At 36.9% G+C, this 23,786-nt stretch carries 23 protein-coding genes; 13 read left to right on the top strand and 10 right to left on the bottom strand.

What is annotated here, in order from left to right; genetic code table 11:
- Positions 1-65 precede the first annotated feature (65 nt).
- The 4 genes from IEV74_RS06560 to IEV74_RS06545 form a co-directional block, all read right to left on the bottom strand.
- The gene (locus tag IEV74_RS06560; protein WP_188454560.1) at positions 66-545 is read right to left on the bottom strand and encodes a YkyB family protein; all 480 of its coding nucleotides are present in this window, start codon (positions 543-545) and stop codon (positions 66-68) included.
- Positions 546-639: 94 nt separating this feature from the next.
- Positions 640-1,233 (bottom strand): SCO family protein, encoded by a 594-nt coding sequence (locus IEV74_RS06555; RefSeq protein ID WP_188454559.1) that lies wholly within the window; start codon positions 1,231-1,233, stop codon positions 640-642.
- A gap of 235 nt (positions 1,234-1,468) precedes the next feature.
- Positions 1,469-1,705: a hypothetical protein gene (locus tag IEV74_RS06550; RefSeq protein WP_188454558.1), complete on the bottom strand. Its 237-nt coding sequence runs from the start codon at positions 1,703-1,705 to the stop codon at positions 1,469-1,471.
- A gap of 92 nt (positions 1,706-1,797) precedes the next feature.
- Positions 1,798-2,652 (bottom strand): metallophosphoesterase, encoded by an 855-nt coding sequence (locus IEV74_RS06545; protein WP_188454557.1) that lies wholly within the window; start codon positions 2,650-2,652, stop codon positions 1,798-1,800.
- A 642-nt stretch (positions 2,653-3,294) separates the two neighbouring features.
- Between IEV74_RS06545 and fadH the strand changes: the two genes are divergently transcribed.
- Positions 3,295-4,062 carry a 2,4-dienoyl-CoA reductase gene (gene fadH / locus IEV74_RS06540; protein WP_188454556.1) on the top strand — a complete coding sequence of 256 codons (768 nt, stop codon included), beginning with the start codon at positions 3,295-3,297 and terminating at the stop codon, positions 4,060-4,062.
- Positions 4,063-4,144: 82 nt separating this feature from the next.
- Here the strand turns inward: fadH and trhA are convergent, their stop codons facing one another.
- The gene (gene trhA / locus IEV74_RS06535) at positions 4,145-4,780 is read right to left on the bottom strand and encodes a PAQR family membrane homeostasis protein TrhA (protein ID WP_188454555.1); all 636 of its coding nucleotides are present in this window, start codon (positions 4,778-4,780) and stop codon (positions 4,145-4,147) included.
- A 208-nt stretch (positions 4,781-4,988) separates the two neighbouring features.
- Here trhA and cbpB point away from each other — a divergent pair, with 208 nt between their 5' ends.
- The 5 genes from cbpB to IEV74_RS06510 all read left to right on the top strand — a co-directional run bounded on the left by cbpB (position 4,989) and on the right by IEV74_RS06510 (position 9,279).
- Positions 4,989-5,438 (top strand): cyclic-di-AMP-binding protein CbpB, encoded by a 450-nt coding sequence (cbpB, locus tag IEV74_RS06530; RefSeq protein WP_188454554.1) that lies wholly within the window; start codon positions 4,989-4,991, stop codon positions 5,436-5,438.
- 76 nt (positions 5,439-5,514) lie between these two features.
- Entirely contained in the window at positions 5,515-7,002 is a 1,488-nt protein-coding gene (locus IEV74_RS06525; protein WP_188454553.1) for an MDR family MFS transporter, read from the top strand.
- A 66-nt stretch (positions 7,003-7,068) separates the two neighbouring features.
- Positions 7,069-7,788: a 2,3,4,5-tetrahydropyridine-2,6-dicarboxylate N-acetyltransferase gene (gene dapD / locus IEV74_RS06520; RefSeq protein WP_188454552.1), complete on the top strand. Its 720-nt coding sequence runs from the start codon at positions 7,069-7,071 to the stop codon at positions 7,786-7,788.
- Positions 7,789-7,807: 19 nt separating this feature from the next.
- Complete coding sequence (locus IEV74_RS06515) at positions 7,808-8,923, top strand: N-acetyldiaminopimelate deacetylase (protein WP_188454551.1); 1,116 nt, start codon at positions 7,808-7,810, stop codon at positions 8,921-8,923.
- A 113-nt stretch (positions 8,924-9,036) separates the two neighbouring features.
- Positions 9,037-9,279, top strand: a complete 243-nt coding sequence (locus tag IEV74_RS06510) for a YkuS family protein (protein ID WP_188454550.1) — start codon at positions 9,037-9,039, stop codon at positions 9,277-9,279.
- Positions 9,280-9,336: 57 nt separating this feature from the next.
- Here IEV74_RS06510 and IEV74_RS06505 read toward each other — a convergent pair whose 3' ends face one another.
- A complete protein-coding gene (locus IEV74_RS06505; RefSeq protein WP_188454549.1) occupies positions 9,337-10,179 on the bottom strand; it encodes a mechanosensitive ion channel family protein in 843 nt (280 codons plus the stop codon).
- 364 nt (positions 10,180-10,543) lie between these two features.
- Here IEV74_RS06505 and IEV74_RS06500 point away from each other — a divergent pair, with 364 nt between their 5' ends.
- The 6 genes from IEV74_RS06500 to IEV74_RS06475 all read left to right on the top strand — a co-directional run bounded on the left by IEV74_RS06500 (position 10,544) and on the right by IEV74_RS06475 (position 18,941).
- The gene (locus IEV74_RS06500) at positions 10,544-11,086 is read left to right on the top strand and encodes a peroxiredoxin (RefSeq protein WP_099157926.1); all 543 of its coding nucleotides are present in this window, start codon (positions 10,544-10,546) and stop codon (positions 11,084-11,086) included.
- A 219-nt stretch (positions 11,087-11,305) separates the two neighbouring features.
- Positions 11,306-11,761 carry a TlpA family protein disulfide reductase gene (locus IEV74_RS06495; RefSeq protein ID WP_188454548.1) on the top strand — a complete coding sequence of 152 codons (456 nt, stop codon included), beginning with the start codon at positions 11,306-11,308 and terminating at the stop codon, positions 11,759-11,761.
- 405 nt (positions 11,762-12,166) lie between these two features.
- A complete protein-coding gene (locus IEV74_RS06490; protein ID WP_188454547.1) occupies positions 12,167-13,915 on the top strand; it encodes an ABC transporter ATP-binding protein in 1,749 nt (582 codons plus the stop codon).
- A 13-nt stretch (positions 13,916-13,928) separates the two neighbouring features.
- A complete protein-coding gene (locus IEV74_RS06485; RefSeq protein WP_229683078.1) occupies positions 13,929-15,758 on the top strand; it encodes an ABC transporter ATP-binding protein in 1,830 nt (609 codons plus the stop codon).
- 698 nt (positions 15,759-16,456) lie between these two features.
- Complete coding sequence (locus IEV74_RS06480) at positions 16,457-17,125, top strand: potassium channel family protein (RefSeq protein WP_188454545.1); 669 nt, start codon at positions 16,457-16,459, stop codon at positions 17,123-17,125.
- Positions 17,126-17,219: 94 nt separating this feature from the next.
- Entirely contained in the window at positions 17,220-18,941 is a 1,722-nt protein-coding gene (locus IEV74_RS06475; protein WP_188454544.1) for a pyruvate oxidase, read from the top strand.
- A gap of 252 nt (positions 18,942-19,193) precedes the next feature.
- On the opposite strand, the gene IEV74_RS06470 is transcribed toward IEV74_RS06475, so the two are convergent.
- The 3 genes from IEV74_RS06470 to IEV74_RS06460 all read right to left on the bottom strand — a co-directional run bounded on the left by IEV74_RS06470 (position 19,194) and on the right by IEV74_RS06460 (position 21,443).
- On the bottom strand, positions 19,194-19,391 hold the full coding sequence (locus tag IEV74_RS06470; RefSeq protein ID WP_188454543.1) for a hypothetical protein: 198 nt from the start codon (positions 19,389-19,391) through the stop codon (positions 19,194-19,196).
- A gap of 170 nt (positions 19,392-19,561) precedes the next feature.
- A complete protein-coding gene (rnjA, locus tag IEV74_RS06465) occupies positions 19,562-21,229 on the bottom strand; it encodes a ribonuclease J1 (RefSeq protein WP_188454542.1) in 1,668 nt (555 codons plus the stop codon).
- Positions 21,230-21,233: 4 nt separating this feature from the next.
- Entirely contained in the window at positions 21,234-21,443 is a 210-nt protein-coding gene (locus tag IEV74_RS06460) for a DNA-dependent RNA polymerase subunit epsilon (RefSeq protein WP_188454541.1), read from the bottom strand.
- 708 nt (positions 21,444-22,151) lie between these two features.
- Here IEV74_RS06460 and IEV74_RS06455 point away from each other — a divergent pair.
- Positions 22,152-22,925 (top strand): Cof-type HAD-IIB family hydrolase, encoded by a 774-nt coding sequence (locus tag IEV74_RS06455; protein ID WP_188454540.1) that lies wholly within the window; start codon positions 22,152-22,154, stop codon positions 22,923-22,925.
- 253 nt (positions 22,926-23,178) lie between these two features.
- Here the strand turns inward: IEV74_RS06455 and def are convergent, their stop codons facing one another.
- A complete protein-coding gene (gene def, locus IEV74_RS06450) occupies positions 23,179-23,730 on the bottom strand; it encodes a peptide deformylase (protein WP_188454539.1) in 552 nt (183 codons plus the stop codon).
- Positions 23,731-23,786 lie beyond the last annotated feature (56 nt).

The raw sequence follows: 23,786 nt of genomic DNA, 5'->3' as shown, positions 1-23,786 counted from the left end.
TAATAAGAAAAAAAGAAGCGCATGAGAAACGCATGTACAAAATTTTGTACATGCGTTTTTAAAGTCTAGAAATTTCGATATGATTTTTTAGGCGGCCATTCCATTTTTCCGAGTGATGATGGGGTAAAATATGCAGAGGTATATTTTTTTTTCTTTGGTTTCTGCTGATTTTTTGGCTCCCAGTTAATATATTGATATACTAGTTTTTTCGCTTGTGATAAAGACATTTTTGTTTGAGGGTTTCGAAAGTTTTGATCGAGTGTACCTAGATGCTCAAGCTCATTGAAGTCTTCTTTAGCTGGAGGTATATGAAAATAATAATTATCCACTTTCACTAGAAGTGTAGAATGCTGATTACTGAATTTCGGGTGGTCTGAAAAGTGAAGACCGATTTTTCGGGCACGTTTTTCCTTCAGCAGCCGTTTAATGGTTTCTTTTTTTATATAGTATAAATGCTGTGGCTCTGGAGCAGTTTTGGCATGGCGGTTTATTGTATAAATTGCTTTTGCCAGCTCGCTTAATGGTGCCGATTTCGTATCACTCATGCTATTTTCCTCCTTTCTAATATAGCTTGTCTATATAGTATCTTAAAGCTTGACCACTTTCAAGAAGAAATTGGATAAAGCGAAAAGGAGCCCTCTAAGCCCCTTCTGCTTGCTGTTTTAAATTCTGAATATCCTCAATAATTTTTTTCATATTTTCTCTTTCCATACCATTATATTGCTCAATAGCATTGCCTTCAGGGGAAACAAGGAAAAAGTTAATACCGTGCATAAAATCTCCTTCATCAGTTTTTTCAAGTGGGGTTTTAAAGGATTTAATTGAGAATTCTTTGATTGTATCCATATCATAACCCGTTAAGAAATTCCAATTACTGAAATCAATCCCGCGTGACTCACCGTAATCTTTCAATTTAGCTGGTTTGTCTATTTCCGGATCAACACTGAATGACATTAATTGCACATCATGTAAACCGGCTTCCTTTAATTGCTGCTGAAGCTTTTGCATGTTATATGTCATAGGGGGGCATTCCGTTGTACAACTAGTATAGATGAAATCGGCAATCCAGAACTTTCCATCTAATTCACTTTTGCTTACTGTTTCGCCATTCTGATTTGTAAACGAAAAGTCTTTTACTTCATATGAGATATCACCCTCATATTTGTCACCGCATGCACTTAAAACAATTATCATTACAATGAACAGAAGGGCAAATTTACTTTTACATTTCATATGTACACTCCTTCATGTAACTTAGACCGTATCAAGTGTAGCATGATTATGCTTGAAAAACTATGAAAAAACTGTTACATATATAAAGCTGCACGATTAGGGTTGTTTAGATTTGGTGAAATGTGAATTTGGATGTGGTTTAATTAGTGGTTTGGGTATCTACAGTAGTTAAATTTTATCATTTCACTTATAAAAAATGGTCTGATCCATTCACTTTTGGATCAAACCATCGTAATTAATAATATCCTTTATTGAAATTCGGGTCATATCCATAACCAGGACCATAGCCGTACCCATAAGGATAATATGGAGGGCGGGGTGGGTATGGATAGTAACCGCCAAAACCAGGATAAAATGCCCCATATAGAAAAGGGGCAACCGCAAGTCCAGTAAGGAAAGGAACCACTGGAAATACACGCTCATCTTGATCTGGGAAAGAGTTGCCGTCGTATTGCCGTTTATCGAAATACATTACTGGATAATTCAGATTTAATCATCCCTTTCATAAAAAGCTTACACTATAGCCTATGCTTATTAATGAAAAGGGAGCATGTATGACTGCTATTAAATAGAACTCTTTAATGTAAATACATGTATTTCAGGCTTACATAGAAAACGATACGGCAGACGGGTTGTACCTATGCCCCTGCTGACATACAAGGTGAATTTGCCATCATTGAAAGTATGTTTACCTTGTACATATTTTTCCGCATATGCCGGTGTATAAAGATGTCCAATGAAAGGAAAACGGACTTGTCCACCATGACTATGACCGGATAACTGTATATCAATAGGGAATTTAACTGCCCAATCAGCAAAATCGGGCTCATGAGCAAGCAATATAGTAAACAGTTTGGGGCTTGCTGCGTTCAACGCCTGTTTAAGATCAGGTTTACCGAGCATAACATCGTCTATTCCTGCTAGATTGATATGTTCATTTCCTCTTGAAATAATGGTATTATTATTTTGTAATAATGTAAATTCCGATTGTTTCATAACGTCTCTTACAATATTTGTTCCATACCCGCCATGATCATGATTGCCGTAAATCCAATACTTCCCATATTTTGCATTTAATTGTCGCAGCACTTTAATCAGTTTATTGTTCCAGTGATACGTATTTGGTTCATCAACTAGATCACCAGTAAAAACGATTATATCTGGATTGTAATTGTTTATTTTTGTTACCAAGTCGTTTAATTGATCAATGGTATAATGAAAACCGATATGTGTATCAGAAAATTGTACTATTTTAAAATCGTTAAATGCATTTGGGATTTTTGCTGATTCAATTGTTTCCTTATTAATGTTTAGCATATTTGGTTCTATGTCACGTGCGTAGTAATAAGTACCTCCGCCTATACCAAAGACAGCAAGAACACTGCCAGCAATTTTTTTTAAAAATGACCGTCTATTCATACCTTGTCAAACCTTTCTGCTCTGAAGAACTCAGATAATAGAATTATAGCATGGAATAGTGTTTCTGATATACCGTAAAATTTTATCAGTTCTATTGATTTATCTTAATTGTCAGTTAACTCTTTGACATTTTGAAATAATAGCAATACTATAATGTTAGGACTATTATTTAAAAGTTGTTTTCAGAACTTTATTGATTTTTACTCCACAGTTGACGTAAACTGCGACGTAAATTTTGTATTTTATGTTGCTCTTTGAACCCGCAGCCCGTATACACTCCGCTTTCCGTGGGCGGCTGATGAGCCTCCTCACGCTGGGTGTTCGTCGTGTTGCAAGCATTTTCGGTGATGCTGCAATCCTCACAACTCGTAGCTTATTCGGTGGATGTTTTGCTCGTCGCTCCGGGGTCTCACCGTTGCCTCATCTCCCACAGGAGTCTCCGTGTATACGGGCTGCTAGCAGGTATGAATATGCTTTTTTTATTTCCTCATCCCCATAAAGTATGAAGTTATAAAATATCATATTAGTGTATTTCCAGAACGGTAGTCTAAACATTTCATTACGTCGCAGTTTACGGATTTTGTGTGAAAGTAATTAATATTCTTTTATAAAATCTAGTAAAAAGATAGCTAGGAGGAAGTTATGAATAATAAAACCGTTATTGTAACAGGCAGTTCTAGTGGTATGGGTAAGTATATGGCAGAAAAATTCGTAATAGAAGGTGCAAATGTCGTCATCACTGGAAGAAATGAAGATAAATTAATTCAGACGAAAGATCAATTAATGTCAGGAGCAACAGGTGATATTCTAATCGTGCCAATGGATGTAAGAAAACCTACGGATGCAGAACGAATGGTTAAAAAAACAGTTGAGAAATATGGCGGAATTGATTATTTAGTTAATAATGCTGCAGGAAATTTTATCTGTGCAGCAGAGGATCTTTCTGTAAATGGATGGAACTCAGTGATTGACATTGTGTTAAATGGAACATTCTATTGCAGCCGGGAAGTTGGAAAGTACTGGATTGAAACTGGGAAAAAAGGATCGATTTTAAATATGGTTGCAACATATGCGTGGAATGCAGGTGCAGGTGTTATTCATTCCTCCGCGGCAAAAGCAGGTGTGTTAAATATGACACGAACATTAGCGGTGGAATGGGGGTCTAAATATGGAATCCGAGTTAACGCGATAGCTCCAGGACCAATCGAGCGCACCGGGGGAGCAGAGAAGTTATTTCAATCTGAAAAAGCAGCCGAGCGTACATTGAATTCAGTACCATTACGAAGACTGGGAAAACCAGAGGAAATTGCTGAACTTGCCCATTTCCTACTTTCAGAAAAAGCTTCGTACATTAATGGTGAAGTAGTCACAATGGATGGAGGACAATGGTTAAATAAGTTTCCTTTTTAATCAAATCGGGTGCTACCGAAAACTTAGTGACAATAGTGGTGAAAAAAGAGCGTGTTAACTAGATTTATAACACGCTCATATATTAAAGTACATAATAAAATATAGTAAGAAAATGAAATGCGGATCCTGCTAAAACGAACAAGTGCCATACTGCATGATGATAAGGAAAACTCCTCCACACGTAAAAGATTGCCCCAAAGGTGTAAAATAGACCACCAGTCAATAGCAATTGAATACCGTTTTCATGCATAACGGCTGTAAGGGGTTGCCAAACGAACATAATGAGCCATCCCATTGAAACGTATAAAATAGTTGATAACACAAGGAACTTTTTAACAAAAAAGATTTTAAATATAATTCCTGCTATGGCAATGCCCCAAACTATTCCAAATAGCAGCATGCCCATTTCTTCTCTTAAATGTACAAGTAAGATTGGGGTATACGTGCCTGCGATAAATAAAAAAATGGATGCATGGTCAAAGATTTGAAAAATATCCTTCCAGCGTCCATTAGGCAAGCTATGTACGACTGTCGAAGTTAAATACATGATCAGCATAGAAGACCCGAAAATAATTACTGAGATGTATTGCCACGGATTTTTATCAAGGTTTGCATAATTAATTAACAGTAATAATCCAGCTAAACTTAATAATACTCCGATTCCGTGAGTAATAGCATGGGCCATTTCTTCTTGCTTCGTAAATGTATAAGTATTCATGAAATTTCCTCGTTCCAAACTCCGTCTTTAACCATAGTATACAATGGTATTCGCTTTTTATTAACTTAATTTTGCTTTAATAGTAAACTAAAAAGTGGTATATAAATAGATTCGTTAACATGAAGTATGGTAAACTCTGTATGTGGATTAAATGTATACTCCTTTTAACAGGCGCAAATCTTTATGAATTAGAAAAGGAGCGTTTTGTATGAGTACTTTACAGGATAAACGATTAACAGAAATTGTTATTGGAGATTTAATGATAGCATCTGAAAAAGTAGCGCACGTACAAGTAAATAATCCTTTAGAACATGCATTATTAGTATTGGTGAAATCCGGATATTCGTCTGTACCAGTGTTAGATTCATCCTATAAGCTGGTTGGCACAATTGGCAAAACGAAAATTTTAAATGAAATTTTAGGGCTGGAACGGTTTGAAGTTGAAAAATTAGCGGAGATGAAAGTACACGAGGTAATGATAACAGACATCCCTAGTTTGTCTAGAAACAATACATTTATGGACGGGTTAAAGGCAGTTATTAATCATCCATTTGTCTGTGTGGCAGATGAGGATGGTTACTTTGATGGAATAGTAACCAGACGTGCCATTTTAAAACATATAAAACGGGACTATTATACGAATAACGAGCATAAATAGAAGGATTTTAAGTTTTTTACCCTTGCCATAAGAGTATGACAGGGGTATTTAGTTTTAATAAAAAGATGGGATTCACATGGATACAAATGAAAAGAGAAAAGTGTTAAAGAGGCCATTAATATTAGCCTCGGTTATGTTAGGAATGTTTTTGGCAGCTATTGAAGCAACGATTGTGGCTACAGCAATGCCTAGTATTGTTGCAGATCTTGGTGGATTTTCATTATATAGCTGGGTATTTTCGGCATATTTATTAACAAATGCTGCTACGGTACTTGTTTTTGGTAAGCTTTCTGATATTTTTGGAAGAAAGCCTATTTTTGTAATTGGTGTAATCATTTTTTTAACAGGATCATCATTCTCCGGGTTCAGTAATTCGATGGTAATGCTGATCATTTTCAGATTTATCCAGGGAATTGGCGCTGGGGCTTTGATGCCAATCGCTACAACAATTGTTGGCGACATTTATGACAAAAAGGAACGGGCTAAAATTCAAGGTTATTTAGCTAGTGTTTGGGGTGTTTCCGCTGTAACGGGACCATTGTTAGGTGGTTTCTTTGTTGATGTTCTTAGCTGGCGATTTGTATTTTGGATGAATATCCCGCTTGGACTGCTCGCCATGCTTGGCATCATAATCTTTTTACATGAAGATATTGAAAAACAAAAGACATCGATTGATTATCCGGGGGCAATTTGGATTGTGACCGCCGTCAGTTCATTCATGTTCATTTTAGTTGAAGGAGGCATAGGAATTGCGTGGGATTCGCCATTAATGGCTGCGCTTATTGGAATTACTTTATTTGGAATATTATTGTTTGTCATTCAGGAGCGTCGAACGAACGATCCAATGATGCCTTTTGAGATTTGGAAGCAGCGGATCATTAGTGTAGCAAATCTGACTTCCTTAACCACCGGTATGATATTGATTGGAGTTTCTAGCTATTTACCTGCGTTTGTGCAAGGTGTAATGGGATATTCCGCGACAATAGCGGGGTTTACTTTAACCGCCATGTCAATCGGGTGGCCAATTGCATCCACAGTTGCTGGGCGGCTATTATTAATTATTGGCTATCGGTCCACCTCTATATTAGGAGGTATGTCGTTAATAACCGGGGGAATTTTGTTTTTTCTTTTAACCCCCGATAATGGTCCACTATGGGCGGGAATCGGTTCGTTTTTCATTGGTGCAGGGATGGGACTGACAAATACTTCATTTATTGTCGCAATTCAAAGTTCAGTTGGCTTTGAAAAACGTGGGATTGCAACAGCTGCAAATATGTTTATGCGTTCACTCGGAAGTGCGTTGGGTGCCGCAATGCTTGGTGGATTGTTAAATGGACAAATGAAGACATACATTGAAAACAAAGGATTGGCAAACCATGTATCCGTAGATTCGGCCAATAAATTATTAGATCCTGACCAAAATGCGTTATTGACTGAAGAGACTAAAACCATCTTGCAGGAGGGACTGACAACTGGTTTGCACGTTGTATATACGGGTTTACTGGTGTTAGCAGTAATCAGTTTTGTTTTCATTTGCTTTATGCCCAAAAAAACTGATGAATAGTTGTTGCGAGTAATCCTTCAGTCTGCTAAAGTAAGTTCAATATAACATTTAGGGGGAATAACAAAAATGAAAATGATGGATGCAAATGAAATTATCAGTTTTATTTCGAATAGCAAAAAAAGTACACCTGTAAAGGTATACATAAATGGGCTGCAGCTTGATAAATTGAATTATCCCGATTCCATTCAAGCGTTTGTTGAAAGTAAAAGCGGTGTATTGTTTGGGGAATGGGAAGAGGTTCAGGCCTTTTTAATAGGCAATGAAGATGCCATTTCCGATTTCGTTGTGGAGAATGACCGCCGTAATTCAGCTATTCCTTTACTTGATTTAAAAGGAGTTAATGCTCGTATAGAACCGGGCGCAGTAATTCGTGATCAAGTATCGATTGGTAATGGAGCTGTTATTATGATGGGGGCAATGATCAATATTGGGTCCGTAGTAGGTGAGGGGACGATGATTGATATGAATGCCGTGCTAGGCGGACGTGCTACCGTAGGGAAAAACTGCCATATTGGTGCAGGTACCGTACTTGCCGGTGTTATCGAGCCTCCATCAGCTAAACCTGTAGTTATCGAGGACGATGTTGTAATCGGTGCGAATGTCGTAGTATTAGAAGGGGTAACAGTCGGAAAAGGTGCAATTGTAGCTGCTGGAGCAATTGTGACAAAGGATGTAGCTCCAAATACATTAGTGGCGGGTACACCAGCGAAAGTTCTTAAAGAAATCGATCAGAACACTAAATCCAAAACGGAAATCAAACAAGAATTACGTAAATTAGATAATTAAAGCAGGGCAGGGTGCAGCTATGAAATTATCCGCTTTACAGAAAATCAGAAGAAATCTGCATCAGATTCCAGAATTAGGGTTTCAAGAGGTTAAAACACAAACCTTGTTGCTTGAGAAAATTAGAGCATTACTGACGGAACGAGTGGAAGTAAAGGTATGGCGTACAGGAATCCTTGTTCGGGTTGCCGGAACCAATCCAACCAAAACAATTGGTTTCCGTACAGATATTGATGGATTGCCAATCATGGAACAAACGAATTATTCATTTAAATCATTGCATGAAGGGAAAATGCATGCGTGCGGTCACGATTTTCATATGACAATTGCGCTTGGGGCTTTACACCATTTGATTGAGCATCCGATTAACGATAATGCTGTATTCCTTTTTCAGCCTGCCGAAGAGGGCCCTGGTGGTGCACTGCCAATGCTTAAGTCAGATGAGTTTTTAAAATGGAAACCTGATGTGATTTTTGCATTACACATTGCACCTGAGCTTCCAGTGGGAACTGTTTCCAGTAAACCGGGCTTGTTGTTTGCAAACACGAGTGAATTATTTTTAGACTTTACTGGGAAGGGCGGACATGCTGCATATCCACATTTAACGAAGGACATGACAGTTGCGGCAAGTAATTTTGTCGTACAATTGCAGCAAATTGTTTCGCGTGGGCTGAACCCATTAGAGAGTGCCGTTATAACAATTGGCAAAATGGAAAGCGGATTTGTTCAAAATGCAATCGCAGAAACAGCACGTTTGGAAGGTACGATAAGAACTGGTGATCCAAATACAATTGAAATGATTAAGGAGAAATTAGAGGCAATGATCCGCGGTTTTGAAAGAATACATGACTGTTCCATTTCAATTGATTATGGATCAAATTATTATCAGGTATATAATGAACAGAAATACGTAGATAAGTTTAGAGATTTGGCTGAGAAAATTGGCGTAACCTTTCAAGAAGCGAATGCAGCAATGACGGGTGAAGACTTTGGTTATATGCTAAAAGAAATTCCTGGTTTTATGTTTTGGCTCGGTGTCGATTCACCATATGGACTGCATAATTCAAAACTGCAACCAAAAGAAGAAGCCCTTGAAATAGGGGTAAAAACAGTCACTAAAATTTTCCGATCATTTTAGTGTGATAGTCCGACCTATAACTTTACTTTAACCTGGATCCATTCTGCATACATTTTTTCTTTCAGGAAAAACTACACACGAAAACTTTAATGTATGTAGAGGAGGTAGATTGTATGGCTAGAATCGGAGTAGAGGAAACACTTACAGATGTAAAAGATGCACTTATGGAAAAAGGATATGAGGTAGTAACTCTCGGTTCTGAACAAGACACAGCTTATTGCGACTGCTGTGTTATATCTGGTCAGGATGAAAATGTGATGGGAATGCAGGAAACTAGTATTGCAGGACCAGTGATTGACGCACGGGGCTATAATGCAGAAGAAATCTGTCAGATGGTAGAACAAAAGCTGAAGTAACTGTCATATAAATAAAAAACCCAGCTCTTATTATTTGAGCTGGGTTTTATACTATTATTATTTTGTTACTTTTTGTACAAATACTTGGTGCGGGAATGGGATATCGATATTATTTTTGTCAAAGGTTTCTTTTATTCGTTTTCTCATATCCCGTTCACAGCCAAATTGTGCACCATTCTCTGTTTGTCCAACAACACGCAAGACAACATCAGAAGAACCAATACTTTGAACACCTAATACATTAGGACCGTCTTTAAAGCGTTCATCCGCTTGAAACTCAGCACACACTTGCTCAAGAACAACAATTGCCTCATCAATTTTGTCATCATAGCTAATTCCAATGTCGACTAGTGCACGCATGTTTCCGCGTGAATGATTTGCAACGCCTGCTATTTGCCTATTAGGAACAAAATTCAATGTCCCATCAAAACTGCGGATTTTTGTCGTACGTAAGCCAACTTCTTCACAAATTCCATCAAATCCGCCAGCAGTTACATAATCATCCACTTCAATTTGACGTTCCAATAGGATAAAAAATCCTGTAACAATGTCGCTGACAAGTCCTTGGGCACCAAATCCGATTGCCAACCCAATAATTCCTGCACCTGCCAAAAGTGGTCCAATATTAATGTCAAGAGTTCCAAGGATCATGACAAGTAATATAAAAATCATTACATAAGCAAATAAATTCGTTAAGAGTTTCTCTAACGTTTTCATCCTGCTAGGTGATAGCTTTTCATTTTTCCCGGCCTTTTGCAGTGATTTCTCAATAATTTTCTTTCCAATCGGAACAAGGATAATAAAACCTATAATGATTAATCCTATTTGCAGGGCAACTGGCAATAAAGCATTTAAAATTCCGCCCAAATCAAAATTTAAACCATCTTTAAAAATATCCATATGTAGACTCCTCTCAATGCTCATTTTTCTATGATAGCGAAAGTGAAACCCTTTATCAATAAATACCCTATTATGTAGGCACTTAAACATTAATCAGTACTCTATTCTCAATTAGTAGACAAATTACTAGTTCGAGTGTTAGGGTAGTATAGTGTTTATGATTATAGACTTCATATTTTGTGATTATTCTGTTTAAAATGAAGTGATTAGGACATACTAAAAGACGATTGTTTCAGGTAATTGACGATATTGTGAATATTAATTGACCTTTTTAAATTAATTATCATTTAATATTGACTAGTATTAAGTGATTGTCTATAATCTGTTATGGACATTAAATTATTACACGCTGGAGGGATTACATATGGCAGAAAGAATGGTAGCAAAACAAGCTCCTCGTTTTGAAATGGAAGCAGTAATGCCAAATAAAGAGTTTGGAAAAGTAAGTTTAGAAGAAATCATGAAAGAAGATAAATGGACAGTATTATTTTTCTATCCAATGGACTTCACATTCGTTTGTCCAACAGAAATTACAGCAATGTCTGATCGCTATGATGAATTTGAAGACTTAGATGCAGAAGTAATTGGCGTGTCAACGGATACTATTCATACACATAAAGCTTGGATTAATACAAGCCGTGATGATAATGGATTAGGTGAATTACAATATCCATTAGCTGCTGATCATAATCATGCAGTTTCTAGAGATTATGGTGTATTAATTGAAGAAGAAGGTATTGCATTACGTGGATTATTCATCATTAATCCAGAAGGTGAATTACAATATCAAACAGTTTTCCATAACAACATTGGTCGTGATGTTGATGAAACATTACGTGTATTACAAGCACTTCAAACTGGTGGCTTGTGCCCAGCTAACTGGAAACCTGGCCAAGAAACACTTTAAAAATTATTAACATATTAATAGTTAAAGGAGCTGACTTCACTAAAAATTAGACAAGATTTTTTCTGTGGGTTGGCTTCTTTTTGAATCAAAAGTGAAATGGGCATGTATGGCTCGAATAAACATACTCATTAGGCAACACAACCCGGAAATTTTGTATGTTTCGTGCAGCTTGCCCATGAAGCTGGGTATTCTATGAAGATACAGCGGGAGGAAAAGAAAATGAAATTAAGAGATCAAATGCCTGAACTTGACGGCGCTACGGAATGGTTTAATAGCAATCCGATTCAAAAGAGTGATTTAATTGACAACAAACCTACATTAATTCATTTCTGGTCAGTTAGTTGTGGACTTTGTAAAGAAGCAATGCCGAACGTAAATGAATTTAGAGATGAGTATAAGGAAGATCTCAACGTGATTGCCGTTCATATGCCGCGTTCCGAGAAGGATCTAGACCTTGATCAAGTAAAAAGCGTTGCAGCGGAACATGATATTACACAGCCGATTTTCGTGGATAATGACCATACATTAACAGATGCATTTGATAACAAATATGTACCAGCATACTATGTGTTCGATGAGGAAGGTAAATTAAGACATTTCCAAGCTGGCGGCGGCGGTATGAAAATGCTGCGCAAACGTGTGAATCGTGTATTGGGCAATACAGAGAAAAAATAAAGATGCAATTCACTTTTTTAAAGTGCAAATCAAAAGTATTCAGTATTCACATAACATAATAAATAACAGCAAAAAAGCAGGGCATTCGAATTGCTCCTGCTTTTTTTGTTGCTTCAAACTTACTTAGAGAATAGTCAGGACGGTAATGAAGGACAATTTTAAAGAAAACGTAATTGTATAGGTTTATTTAATGTATTGGTGCTTATATGTTTGCACAACAAAAAACGACCTAATTAAAATGGATTTCGTTGTTATGTTAGGGGTACGAAAATTATAACTTCTCCTACCCATTTACTCTGCTTTCACCCTTTTAAAAATTTTTTAAAAAATTAAGCAAAAAGAGTAGCAATTTATTTCGGAACCCGTTATATTAGTAATTACGTAAAAACATGAGGAGGGAAGAAATTGGATACATTTAAAAGATTAAAGCAATTTTATTGGCCATTTAGAAAATACTTTTTCTGGTCATTGTTTTTTCTAGTTTTTGTAACTGCGATAACTGTAGTGTATCCAATCATTTTACAGCAAACAATCGATGAGGTTGTACTGAAGGATAGATACAACATTATTCCTTACATTGCACTGGCGTTTTTGATTGTGATGATTGTAAAAGGATTTGCTACGTATCTTCATCAATATTTAGGGGATTTATTCGGTATTACATCTGTTTATACAATGCGTGATGCATTATATGAAAAACTCCAAGTATTATCATTTAAATACTATGATAATGCCAAGACAGGGGATTTAATGTCGAGACTGACTGCGGATGTTGAAGGATTCCGCTTTTTTTTATCGGTCGGATTTGCCGAGGTTGTTCGAATAACATTATTGATTCTTTTTAGTTTAAGTGTCATGTTTTATTTTTCGGTTCCGTTAACAATCGTAACGATGGCTGCCATGCCTTTTTTGGCTGTAGTTGTTTTTCGCTTCGATAAGCGCGTGCATCCTGCATTTAGAAGTATTCGAAAATCGTTCGGCAACTTGAATACAAGGGTTCAAGAAAACATAAGCGGGATGAACACGGTAAAGTCATTGTCCAGGGAAGGCTTTGAGATTGATAGGTTTTCAAGCAGTAATGGCACATATAAACAAAATTACATTAAAACTTCAGAATTATGGGCAAAATTCTTCCCGTTAATGGAGTTTATTGGAAACGTTTGTGCTGTCGCGCTTCTTGCATTTGGTGGTTACCTAGTTATTGATGGAAAGGTAACACCCGGGGAATTAGTGGCGTTCTTTAGTCTAGTATGGTATATTCTTGGGCCGCTTATGAACCTAGGCTTTGTCATTAACTTATTTTCACAGGCAAAAGCGTCTGGGGAGCGGTTAATTGAGATTTTAGATGCCAAAGAGGATATTGTTGAGAAAGAGCATGCAATTAATACACCAATCAAAGGTCACGTAACATTTAAGGATGTTACATTAACGTATACGGAAAATGACGATTCAGCTTTAAAGAATATTTCATTTGATGCTCATCCTGGAAAAGTGATTGGACTAATTGGTGCAACAGGTTCAGGTAAAACAAGCATTACACAATTGATCACCCGCTTTTATGAACCGGAAAAGGGAGAAGTGTTAGTTGATGGAAAACCTGTTTCAGACTATCAATTAAAGTCTTTACGTAAACATATCGGATTTGTACTGCAAGAACCTTTTTTATTTTCAACATCAATTCGGGAAAATATTTCATACGGAAATCCCGACATGTCGGATGAACAAATCATTGATGCTGCAAAGCGAGCACAAGCACACGAGTTTATAATGGAAATGCCTAAAGGATACGACACGATGTTAGGCGAGCGGGGCATGGGACTGTCAGGTGGGCAAAAGCAGCGGATTGCAATTGCCAGGGCTATTTGTATTAATCCAAGTATTTTAGTATTGGACGATGCTACATCAGCAGTTGATATGGAAACGGAATTCAAAATTCAAAAGGCGTTAAAAGAGGTTATGGTAGGAAGAACATCGTTTATTATTGCCCATCGGATATCTTCGTTAAAGCACGCGGACGAAATATTAGTGCTTGAGGATGGGAAAATTTTTGAACGTGGTACACACGAACAGCTGTTGAATAACAATGGACCGTATCAGCGTATTTATGATATTCAATATCAGGATCGTGAAGCAATTATGAATGGTGTCAGCTAAGGGGGGATTCAAATTGGCTAAAGTAAAAAATAAACCAGCAAAAAGCCGGCATCTTAAACGGTTTTATTATACTGTTGATCAAGCTGTAGATAAACCATTTAACTGGAAGCAAATGTGGCGTTTGCTGGAATATATAAAACCATATTCCAAAACCTATCTGCCAGGAGCTATCATTGCAATGCTGATTTCAACTGCTGTCAGGTTAGTCGTTCCGATAATAATAGGGAAGGTTGCTCTTGATGTCGCAATATACAATAAAGATACAACACTGCTTACGTATCTTGTTCTTGGAATTGGTTTCTTGTATTTATTAAACTATATCAGTAATATATTAAGAATTAAATGGGTAAATATATTAGGCCAAAATGTTATTTATGATATCAGACAGCATTTATTTTCCCATGTCCAGCGGCTTTCTCATCGGTTTTTCGATTCTAGGTCAGCGGGCTCTATCCTTGTACGAATAATGAACGATATTACATCACTGCAGGAGCTTTTTACAAATGGAATTATTAACTTACTAATGGATGTCGTTACATTAACGGGTATAATCGTAATTTTGTTAGTGCTAAGTCCAAAATTGGCATTGGCAATAATGGTCGTTTTACCAATTATGTTCTATATTTCAACAAAGCTCAGGCGGAATATTCGTCGGTCATGGCAAAATGTAAGAATTCAGCAATCCCGCCTAAATTCTCATTTGAATGAAGGCATTCAAGGAATCAGGATTACCCAGTCTTTTTCACAGGAACAGGAAAACGCTGAATACTTTAATGGAGTTAATGAGGATAATTTTGAAAGCTGGAGAATCGCTTCGAAAAAGAGTGCATTGTTTCGTCCATTTGTTGAGATGAGCAATGCAATTGGAACGATTATATTAATCACATATGGTGCATATTTGATTCTTTATGGCGGAATTGAAATTGGAACCTTTGTTGTATTTGCGTTTTTCTTAGGAATGTTTTGGGAGCCTATATCAAGGCTTGGGCAGATGTATAACCAGCTGCTAATGGCAATGTCGGCATCGGAAAGAATATTTGAATTTCTAGACGAACAGCCAAATGTTAAGGATAAAGAGGATGGATTTGAGTTTACAGATATGAAAGGGGAGATTGAATTTGATCGTGTTCAATTCTCCTATGAAGAAGACCGTATTGCTTTACATGAAATATCGTTAGACATTAAGCAAGGTCAAACCATTGCACTTGTTGGTCATACTGGCAGTGGAAAATCAACTATCGCAAATCTGATAAGCCGATTTTATGATCCGACAAAAGGAACTGTTTCCATTGATGGGCATAATTTAAGAGATGTAAAGTTGGATAGTTTACGGCAGCAAATTAGCGTCGTGCTTCAGGATACATTTATTTTTTCTGGAACAATTATGGAAAATATCCGCTTTGGAAGGCCAAATGCTACTGATGATGAGGTTCTAAAAGCAGCTAAGGTTGTTGGAGCTGATGAATTTATCAGTCGCTTAGCAAACGGATACAACACAGAAGTAGAAGAGCGTGGAAATATATTGTCAGCTGGTGAGCGGCAGCTTTTATCATTTGCAAGAGCGCTTCTTGCGGATCCGCGAATATTGATTCTAGACGAAGCTACGGCAAGCATTGATACAGAAACAGAAGTAAAAATCCAGACTGCACTTGGCAAATTATTAAAGGGAAGAACCGCAATCATTATTGCACATAGACTTTCTACTATACGTGAAGCAGATGAAATATTTGTTTTGCAGCACGGAAAAGTGTTGGAGCATGGTAATCATCAACAATTAATGAGTCAACACGGTGAATATTTTGATTTAGTAAAATCACAGTTTCAAATGTTGGATGCAATGTAAATTTAAATTGATAGAAATAGCTGGTACAAAAGTAAAAGTATTTTAGTCGAAGAGAAATCCGAACTATGAATTCTTCCATTAGAATTTGAATTAGTTCGGATTTTTCTTTTTGGTAGTCGTAATCCCTACAGCGAATTGTCCGTAAACTGCGAAGTAAATATTACATTTTGCGATGCTCTTCGATTCCGCAGCCCGTATACACTTCACTTTCCGTGGGCGGCTGATGAGCCTCCTCGTGCTTACGCGCTCCGGGGTCTCACCGATGCCTCATCTCCCACAGGAGTCTCCGTGTATACGGGCTGCTAGTAAGTGCATATGCATATTTACGTGATACTTTGTTTTACATAAATAAAAGGAATTATTAAGCAAAACATCTGTGATACAAGTGTTATAATAATACCACTAACTAGAGTTGATATCTTATCATACACTTTTCCAGCCCGGAGCGATTCCGGACGGCGACCCGAGAATATTACGTCGCAGTTTACGTCAACTTTATATTAAGATCCTGCTGTTGAATAAGTACGTTCTAAACATTCTAGCCGTAACTATTTCCCTATTGAGCAAACATTTGAGTAATTATCGTTCCCCTTATGCTTAGTATAGTTAATTTGATAGGGTAGACCTTATCGTTATATAATTATCCAATAGAATATGGTAGACTATATAGAAGTAATTTGGATCATGGAGGAAACAGGATGAAACGAGAATTTGCGGTAATAGGATTAGGGCGATTTGGTGGAAGTATCTGCCGTGAATTAAGTATGGAAGGTATGGAAGTATTAGCAATTGATAATGACGAAGATAAAGTTAACGAGTTCAAAAACATTGCATCGCATGCCGTAATAGCAGATTCCACCGATGAAGCAACATTAAAGGAGTTAGGTATTAAAAACATTGATCATGTAATTGTAGCAATTGGAGATAACATTCAGGCAAGCATTTTAACAACAGTTGTTTTAACGGACTTGGGCATTGAAAAAATTACTGTTAAAGCACAAAATGATTACCATGAAAAGATTTTAAACAAAATTGGCGCAGATCAGGTGGTCCATCCAGAACGGGATATGGGTAAACGGATTGCGCATAATATTATTTCAAATAACATTCTTGATTATCTGGAATTATCTGATGATCATAGTATTGTTGAAGTAAAAGTAGGAGAAAAAATGGTTGGAAAATCATTAATTGATTTGGATATTCGAGCTAATTACGGTTGTAACGTTGTGGCGATTAAACAAGGGAAGGATATTAATGTGTCTCCAAGTGCAGATGATGCATTGAGGGAAGATGATATATTAATAGTCATCGGCGCAGATAAAGATATATCCCGATTTGAAAAACATTTAGTAGTAGAGGATAAATAAATGCTTTTAAAAACCTGTGGAAACAGGTTTTTTTTTGTGAATAAAAGGTAATGGAATAATGAGAATGTGATTGAAAGAAAGGGTGTGTATACATTTGTTTGAAAAACGAACTGGAGAAATACTTACAGATCTTCTAATTGATTGGAGGGTTGAGCATATTTATGGAATGCCTGGGGATTCAATTAATGAGTTTGTTGATGACCTCAGAAAAGTAAAGGATTATATAGATTTTATACAAATTCGCCATGAGGAAGTGGGAGCATTAGCGGCAAGCTCTTATGCAAAATTGACTGGGAATCTTGGTGTTTGTTTATCTATTGCAGGGCCGGGTGCAGTTCACTTATTAAATGGTTTATATGATGCTAAGGAAGATGAAGTACCGGTACTGGCAATTGTTGGCCAAGTAACGTCAGCTAATGTTGGTACAAATGCATTTCAAGAGATTAATCTAGAAAAATTACTTGAAGAAGTCTCTGTATTTAACAGGCGTGCTGAGTCTGCCGAACAATTGCCTGATATGTTAAACATGGCTATCAGAACTGCATATGCTGAAAAAGGTGTTGCTGTACTGATTGTTCCTGATGATCTATTTGCTGTTAAACAGAATTACAATAAAAAATTAACTGCACAGGGATTTACCAAACCAACAAAGATCCCCGATCAGGAATCTATTCAAAAGGCAGTTCAATTGCTCAATCAAGCAAAAAAACCTGTAATATTGGCTGGAAGAGGTGCAAAAGACGCTAGAAGTGAGCTTATTGAATTTGCAGAGCAGATTAAGGCCCCGGTTGTATTAAGTCTGTTAGGTAAAGGAATTTTACCAGATTATCATGAGTTAAATTTAGGTCAGCATGGTCAGATTGGCACAAAACCTGCCTACCAAGCTATCATGGAAGCTGATTTATTGCTTTTAATCGGTACTTCTTTTCCATATCGTGAGTTTTTGCCACAGGATACGAAGGCGATTCAATTGGAAATTAATGCTGAAAAGATCGGAAATATTTATCCAATTACGAACGGTTTATGCGGTGATGTCAATGAAATGCTACCTATGCTCACATCGCTACTTAAGGAAAGGACAGATCGTTCATTTCTGAATAAATATCAGGGCAAAATGAGAAAATGGCATATTCAAATGCAAAAGGAGAAAAAAGAAGAAACTAATCCAATTCAAGCTCCACAGGTAATGTATCAATTGGAAACGGTTGTTGAGAAAGATGCTGTTATAGCCTGTGATGTAGGAAACGTAACAGTATGGACAACACGATTCTTCCCGTTTACGAATCAAAAATTTCTTATTTCCGGCAAACTAGCTTCTATGGGTTCTGGATTACCTGGAGCAATTGCATCTCAATTAGCGTATCCAGAAAAACAGGTGGTCGGTATTTGTGGTGATGGCGGCTTTACAATGGTTATGCAAGACTTCGTTACAGCAGTTAAATATAATTTACCGATTAAATTAATTATTTTAAATAACAGTAAACTTGGTATGATTAAATACGAGCAAGAAGAAATGGGTAATCTTCATTACAAAACAGACTTAGGAGAGATTGACTTTGCGGCATTTGCTGATGCATGTGGTGGGGATGGTTTTCGGGTTGAAAAACAGGAAGAGCTGGCCAATGTTATGAAACAAGCTTTCACATCAAACAAAGCAACCATTATTGATGTAGTAATAGAAGATCAGGCTCCATTACCAGGGAAAATAACATATGATCAAGCAATTACGTATAGTCAATATTTAATTAAAGCATTTTTCACAAATAATAAAGTGGAATTCCCAAATATGAAAGAATCAATTAGAAGGTTAATGTAAAGATAAGCTGATATTTATTTTTCAAAAGGTAGGTTGTTTCGGATTTGTGCTCGGGTTTGCGATTACTCGCCACGCTAAAAACATTAGTAACCACAGTACAATGGGGTTGCAACTGCAATTCTTCATAACGAGGAAAATTGACCTGTGGATTTAGGTCCACTGCATTTAGTGATGCCGAAAATAGTGAAGTAGTGTAATAAGGTTATATATATCTAAACCATCTTCAAAGCACGACGTATCAAGGGTTTTATATTAATAATTGAAAAACGAATCGTTATTTTCATACATTCGCTGTGTATCATTTTGTGCCTGGACATTCTGTTCACGCTGATTCTTAGTACCGTTATACGATGTATCAAATGATTGTCCGTTCCTTTTAGCATTACGATCATAAAGGAGTGCAACAACAAATACGACAGCAATTGGAACGATAATATAAAGCCAAAGCATGAAATCAACTCCTAGTATAGAATAAGGGATGACATCGTTTTATAAGTATCATCATAAAATAGTTTATGTTAATGCTTATATTATAATGTCATCCCAATTAATTTGAAAGATAGGCCAACTGTCAATGGAACCTAATTTGCGTCATTGACTCCTGGCCGCAAACCTGTGAATTAAACTTCCATAATAATTGGTAGTACCATTGGTCTGCGTTTTGTTTTTTCATAGAGGAATGGTGCAATTGTATCTGTAATTTCATTCTTAATTTCAGACCATTGTGTTGTTCTGCGATCCATAACCTTCGTTAAATGTGCAGAAACGAGTTTTTGTGCCTCATTAATCAGATCTTCTGACTCTCTCATGTAGACAAATCCACGTGAAATAATATCTGGCCCCGCAGAAATTTTAAATTCTTTCATGTTAATGCTTACCACAACAATAACTAGGCCTTCTTCAGATAGTATACGTCTGTCACGTAACACAATATTTCCGATATCACCAATACCGCTGCCATCAACATAGACAGATCCAGAAGGAATTTTACCGGCAATAGTTGCGTTGTCTTTACCCAAGGACAGTACATCACCATTATCCATTATAAAAGAATTTGCAGGATCTATACCACATAATTTAGCAAGCTTTGTATGCTCCTTTTGCATGCGGTATTCACCATGGATAGGCATGAAGTACTTTGGATTAATCAAGCGCAGCATTAGTTTCTGCTCCTCTTGACTTCCATGGCCTGACGTATGAATATTAGTAAGTTTACCGTGAATGACGTCTGCGCCAGCACGGTACAATTTATTAATTGTGCGACTGACACTGATTGTATTTCCAGGGATTGGAGATGAAGAAAATACAACCGTGTCACCAGGGATAATTTGGATTTGTCTATGTGTACCATTTGCAATACGTGATAAAGCTGCCATCGGTTCCCCTTGAGATCCAGTACAAAGAATGGTTACCTCTTGTGCAGGGAGACGATTAATTTGGTTAGCATCAATAAAAGTTTCCTTTGGTGCATTAATGTAACCTAATTCTCGTCCAATCGTGATGGAAGACTCCATACTGCGGCCAAAAACTGCAATTTTACGATTAAATTTAACTGCAGCTTCAACTACTTGCTGTAAACGAAAGATGTTAGAAGCAAAAGTTGCAAAAATAATTCTGCCATTCGTTTTGCTGAAAATGTCATTGATACTGCCGCCAACCACACGTTCAGACATTGTAAATCCAGGCACTTCACTATTTGTACTGTCGGAAAGTAAGCAAAGTACGCCTTCTTTACCTATTTCTGCCATCTTTGTTAAATTTGCTGGCTCTCCAACTGGAGTAAAATCAAATTTAAAATCGCCAGTATGAACGATATTCCCAGGAGGGGTTTTGACAACGATACCATACGAATCCGGGATACTGTGTGTTGTACGGAAAAAGGCAACAGATGTTTTACGGAATTTAATAACATCATCTTCTCCGATAACATTTAATTTAGCGTTTCTTAATAGACCATGCTCGTCTAATTTATTTCTGATTAATCCGATCGCGAGTTTTCCAGCATATATTGGTACATTAATTTCACGTAGAAGGTAAGGGATGCCCCCTATATGATCTTCATGACCATGTGTAACAATTAAACCTTTTATTTTATCTTGGTTTTGTACCAGGTAGGTATAATCAGGAATAACATAATCAATGCCAAGCAATTCATCTTCCGGAAATTTAATTCCAGCATCGATTAAAATTATCTCATCTTGAAATTGCACACCATACGTGTTTTTTCCAATTTCCCCTAGACCGCCTAGTGCAAAAACTGCTGTCTGATCATTTTTTACAAATTTCATAAGATTACACAGACTCCAGCATAAAATGTTCAGATTGTTTTTCGTATGCTAAATGGGCCTCATCTAGCACTTGGATAAACTCGATATTAAGATTGCGATCTAATAGCTTGGTTCGTACTTCTTTTTCGGATTCTGCCTCAACATAGAGACTTTTTGTGCGTTCTCTTACAGGAATTTCTTGTTTCAGCTCCTGATATAATACTTTGTAAATCATTCCATCTCTCCTAACTTCTTCTTTATTCTTTTTTAATGATTACTGAATAGAGCTGACGATAAAACGAACAGCTAGTATGAAAGAAATTTTTCTCTATTGTAAGTTATCTATTTCCGCTCGTCAGTCATCATCACTTAATTTTCCAGCTAAACGTTCAGCGATTAGTGGATTTCTATTTCCGACAATAATTCGCTTACGCTATACCTTCAATTCCGCAGCATGGTTAAATTTCGTATGATATCGTAATTACTGTGTGATTGGTGACATTAATGGTAGTCTTTTTTACAAGTAGTTGGTACACGTCCTTGGCCTAAAAAATCCTTCCAGCGTTTTTTCAGCTTTTCTTTTAGGCGTTTTAACATGGTATTTCGTCTCCTTTCAAATAGTAAGAAAAGCAAAAACGTTCTACCGATCCAATCCCTCTTATTTATAGTATAGTACTGTTTGAGGAATTTTGAAATAAAAATACTATATTTGTGTAAAAAAAGATTAATTTTTACTATAATATATGCTTGTTAGCTGAAACTTTTCATTTACGGATATTTTTTACTGAGAAACTGATTATTATGCAGTACTGTTTTTGTACATCCTAATATATTGCTTTTCATTTCGTGTTTTTTAAATCAATCAGTGTTATTCTTCTGTTCGCAGTGAAAAGTGAATGTATCGTAAATAATGGTTAATTTATGAAACAAAGGGGTTTGAAAGATGGATAAAAAAATTGTCTTTTTTGATATTGATGGAACGTTGGTTGATTTTGATAAAAAAATTCCTTTATCAACAAAGGTTGCTATACAACAGCTGAAGGAAAATGGTGTTTATGTTGCTATTGCTACTGGTCGGGCGCCATATATGTTTGAAAATATTCGAAAAGAGCTTGGTATTGAGTCGTTTGTAAGTTTCAATGGGCAGTATGTCGTATTTGAAGGGCAATTAGTGTATGATAACCCTTTAGGGCAAGAAGAATTGAAACGTCTGTATAATGCTTCATTAGCTGGTGACTATCCGATGATATTTATGGGTGCTGAAGAAATGCGTGCATCACAAGGGGACAGTAAATATATTAAAGAAAGCTTTGATAGCTTGAAATTCAACTATCCTGATGTAGACCCTGAATTTTATGACGATAGATCTATCTATCAAGCACTTTTGTTTTGTGAGCGCGATGCGGAAAAAGCCTTTCAAAACGTACACACAAGTTTCCGATTCCTTCGTTGGCACGATTTATCTTGTGATATCATGCCAGATGGTGGTTCAAAAGCAATTGGTGTTCAAAAGCTAATTGAAGCTAGCGGATTAAAAGTTAATGATACGTATGCATTTGGGGATGGATTGAACGATATAGAAATGATAGAGGAAATTGGTACAGGTATTGCAATGGGAAATGCTGTACACGAATTGAAAAAAATTGCTGACTATGTAACAGCCGATGTTGGTGAAGAAGGTATTTACAAAGCACTAAAGCATTTGCATTTAATCTAATAAGAAACAGCCTGGTACAAAAGTGTTTTAACCAAAATAAAATCCGAACATAGTTGGTGCATACATACCGCTGCGGAAATACACTACGCTTTCCGCGGGCTGCCCCTGAGCCTACTCTGAGCTATCGCTCTACGTAGTCTCACCTAGGCTTTTCATCCTGCCGGAGTCTCCGTGTATTTCCTTCTGTAGTATGGTGAAATGTTCGGCTTTGGATTAAACAATTTAGTTATGTCCCAGCTTCTTTAAATAAGGTTCATTCTATTGCCTTTGCATTTTCTGGTATGTGAAACGGATTGTCATTATGAATGTGATCATAAAACATAACCCCATTCAGATGATCGATTTCATGTTGAAAGACTATAGCAGCATAATCACGCAGACGCAGTTTCAGGTCATTGCCATCTATGTCAGTTGCTTTAACCGTAATACGTGCATAGCGCGGAACATATCCTTCAACATTCCGATCTACCGACAGACAGCCTTCACCGCCGGATAAGTAAGCTTTTTCAACGGAATGGCTGACAATACGAGGATTGATTAATCCGTAAGAATAGTGTTTACCTTTAAAATCCTCAAAATGAACTGCTGCCATTCGTTTATTAATACCTAGCTGGGGCGCAGCTAATCCTACACCAGGTCTAAGATCATATTCACAGGCGATGTTATCATCCTGGCTATTTTTTAAGAATTCAAGCATATCCTGTAATAGCGTTTTCTCTTCATCTGTTGGTGGAAGGCTCACGTCTTCAGCAACTGTGCGTAATGACGCATGTCCTTCACGAACAATATCCTTCATTGTTAACACGTATTCCACTCCTCATCTGTGCATGGTTACTAATAATTTATCATAAGCGATTTCAT

Source organism: Virgibacillus oceani (genome assembly GCF_014638995.1).
In the GTDB taxonomy this organism is placed as follows: domain Bacteria; phylum Bacillota; class Bacilli; order Bacillales; family Amphibacillaceae; genus Virgibacillus_E; species Virgibacillus_E oceani.
Note: the sequence above shows the minus strand (reverse complement) of the source record. Positions and strands in the feature narration are given on the sequence as shown.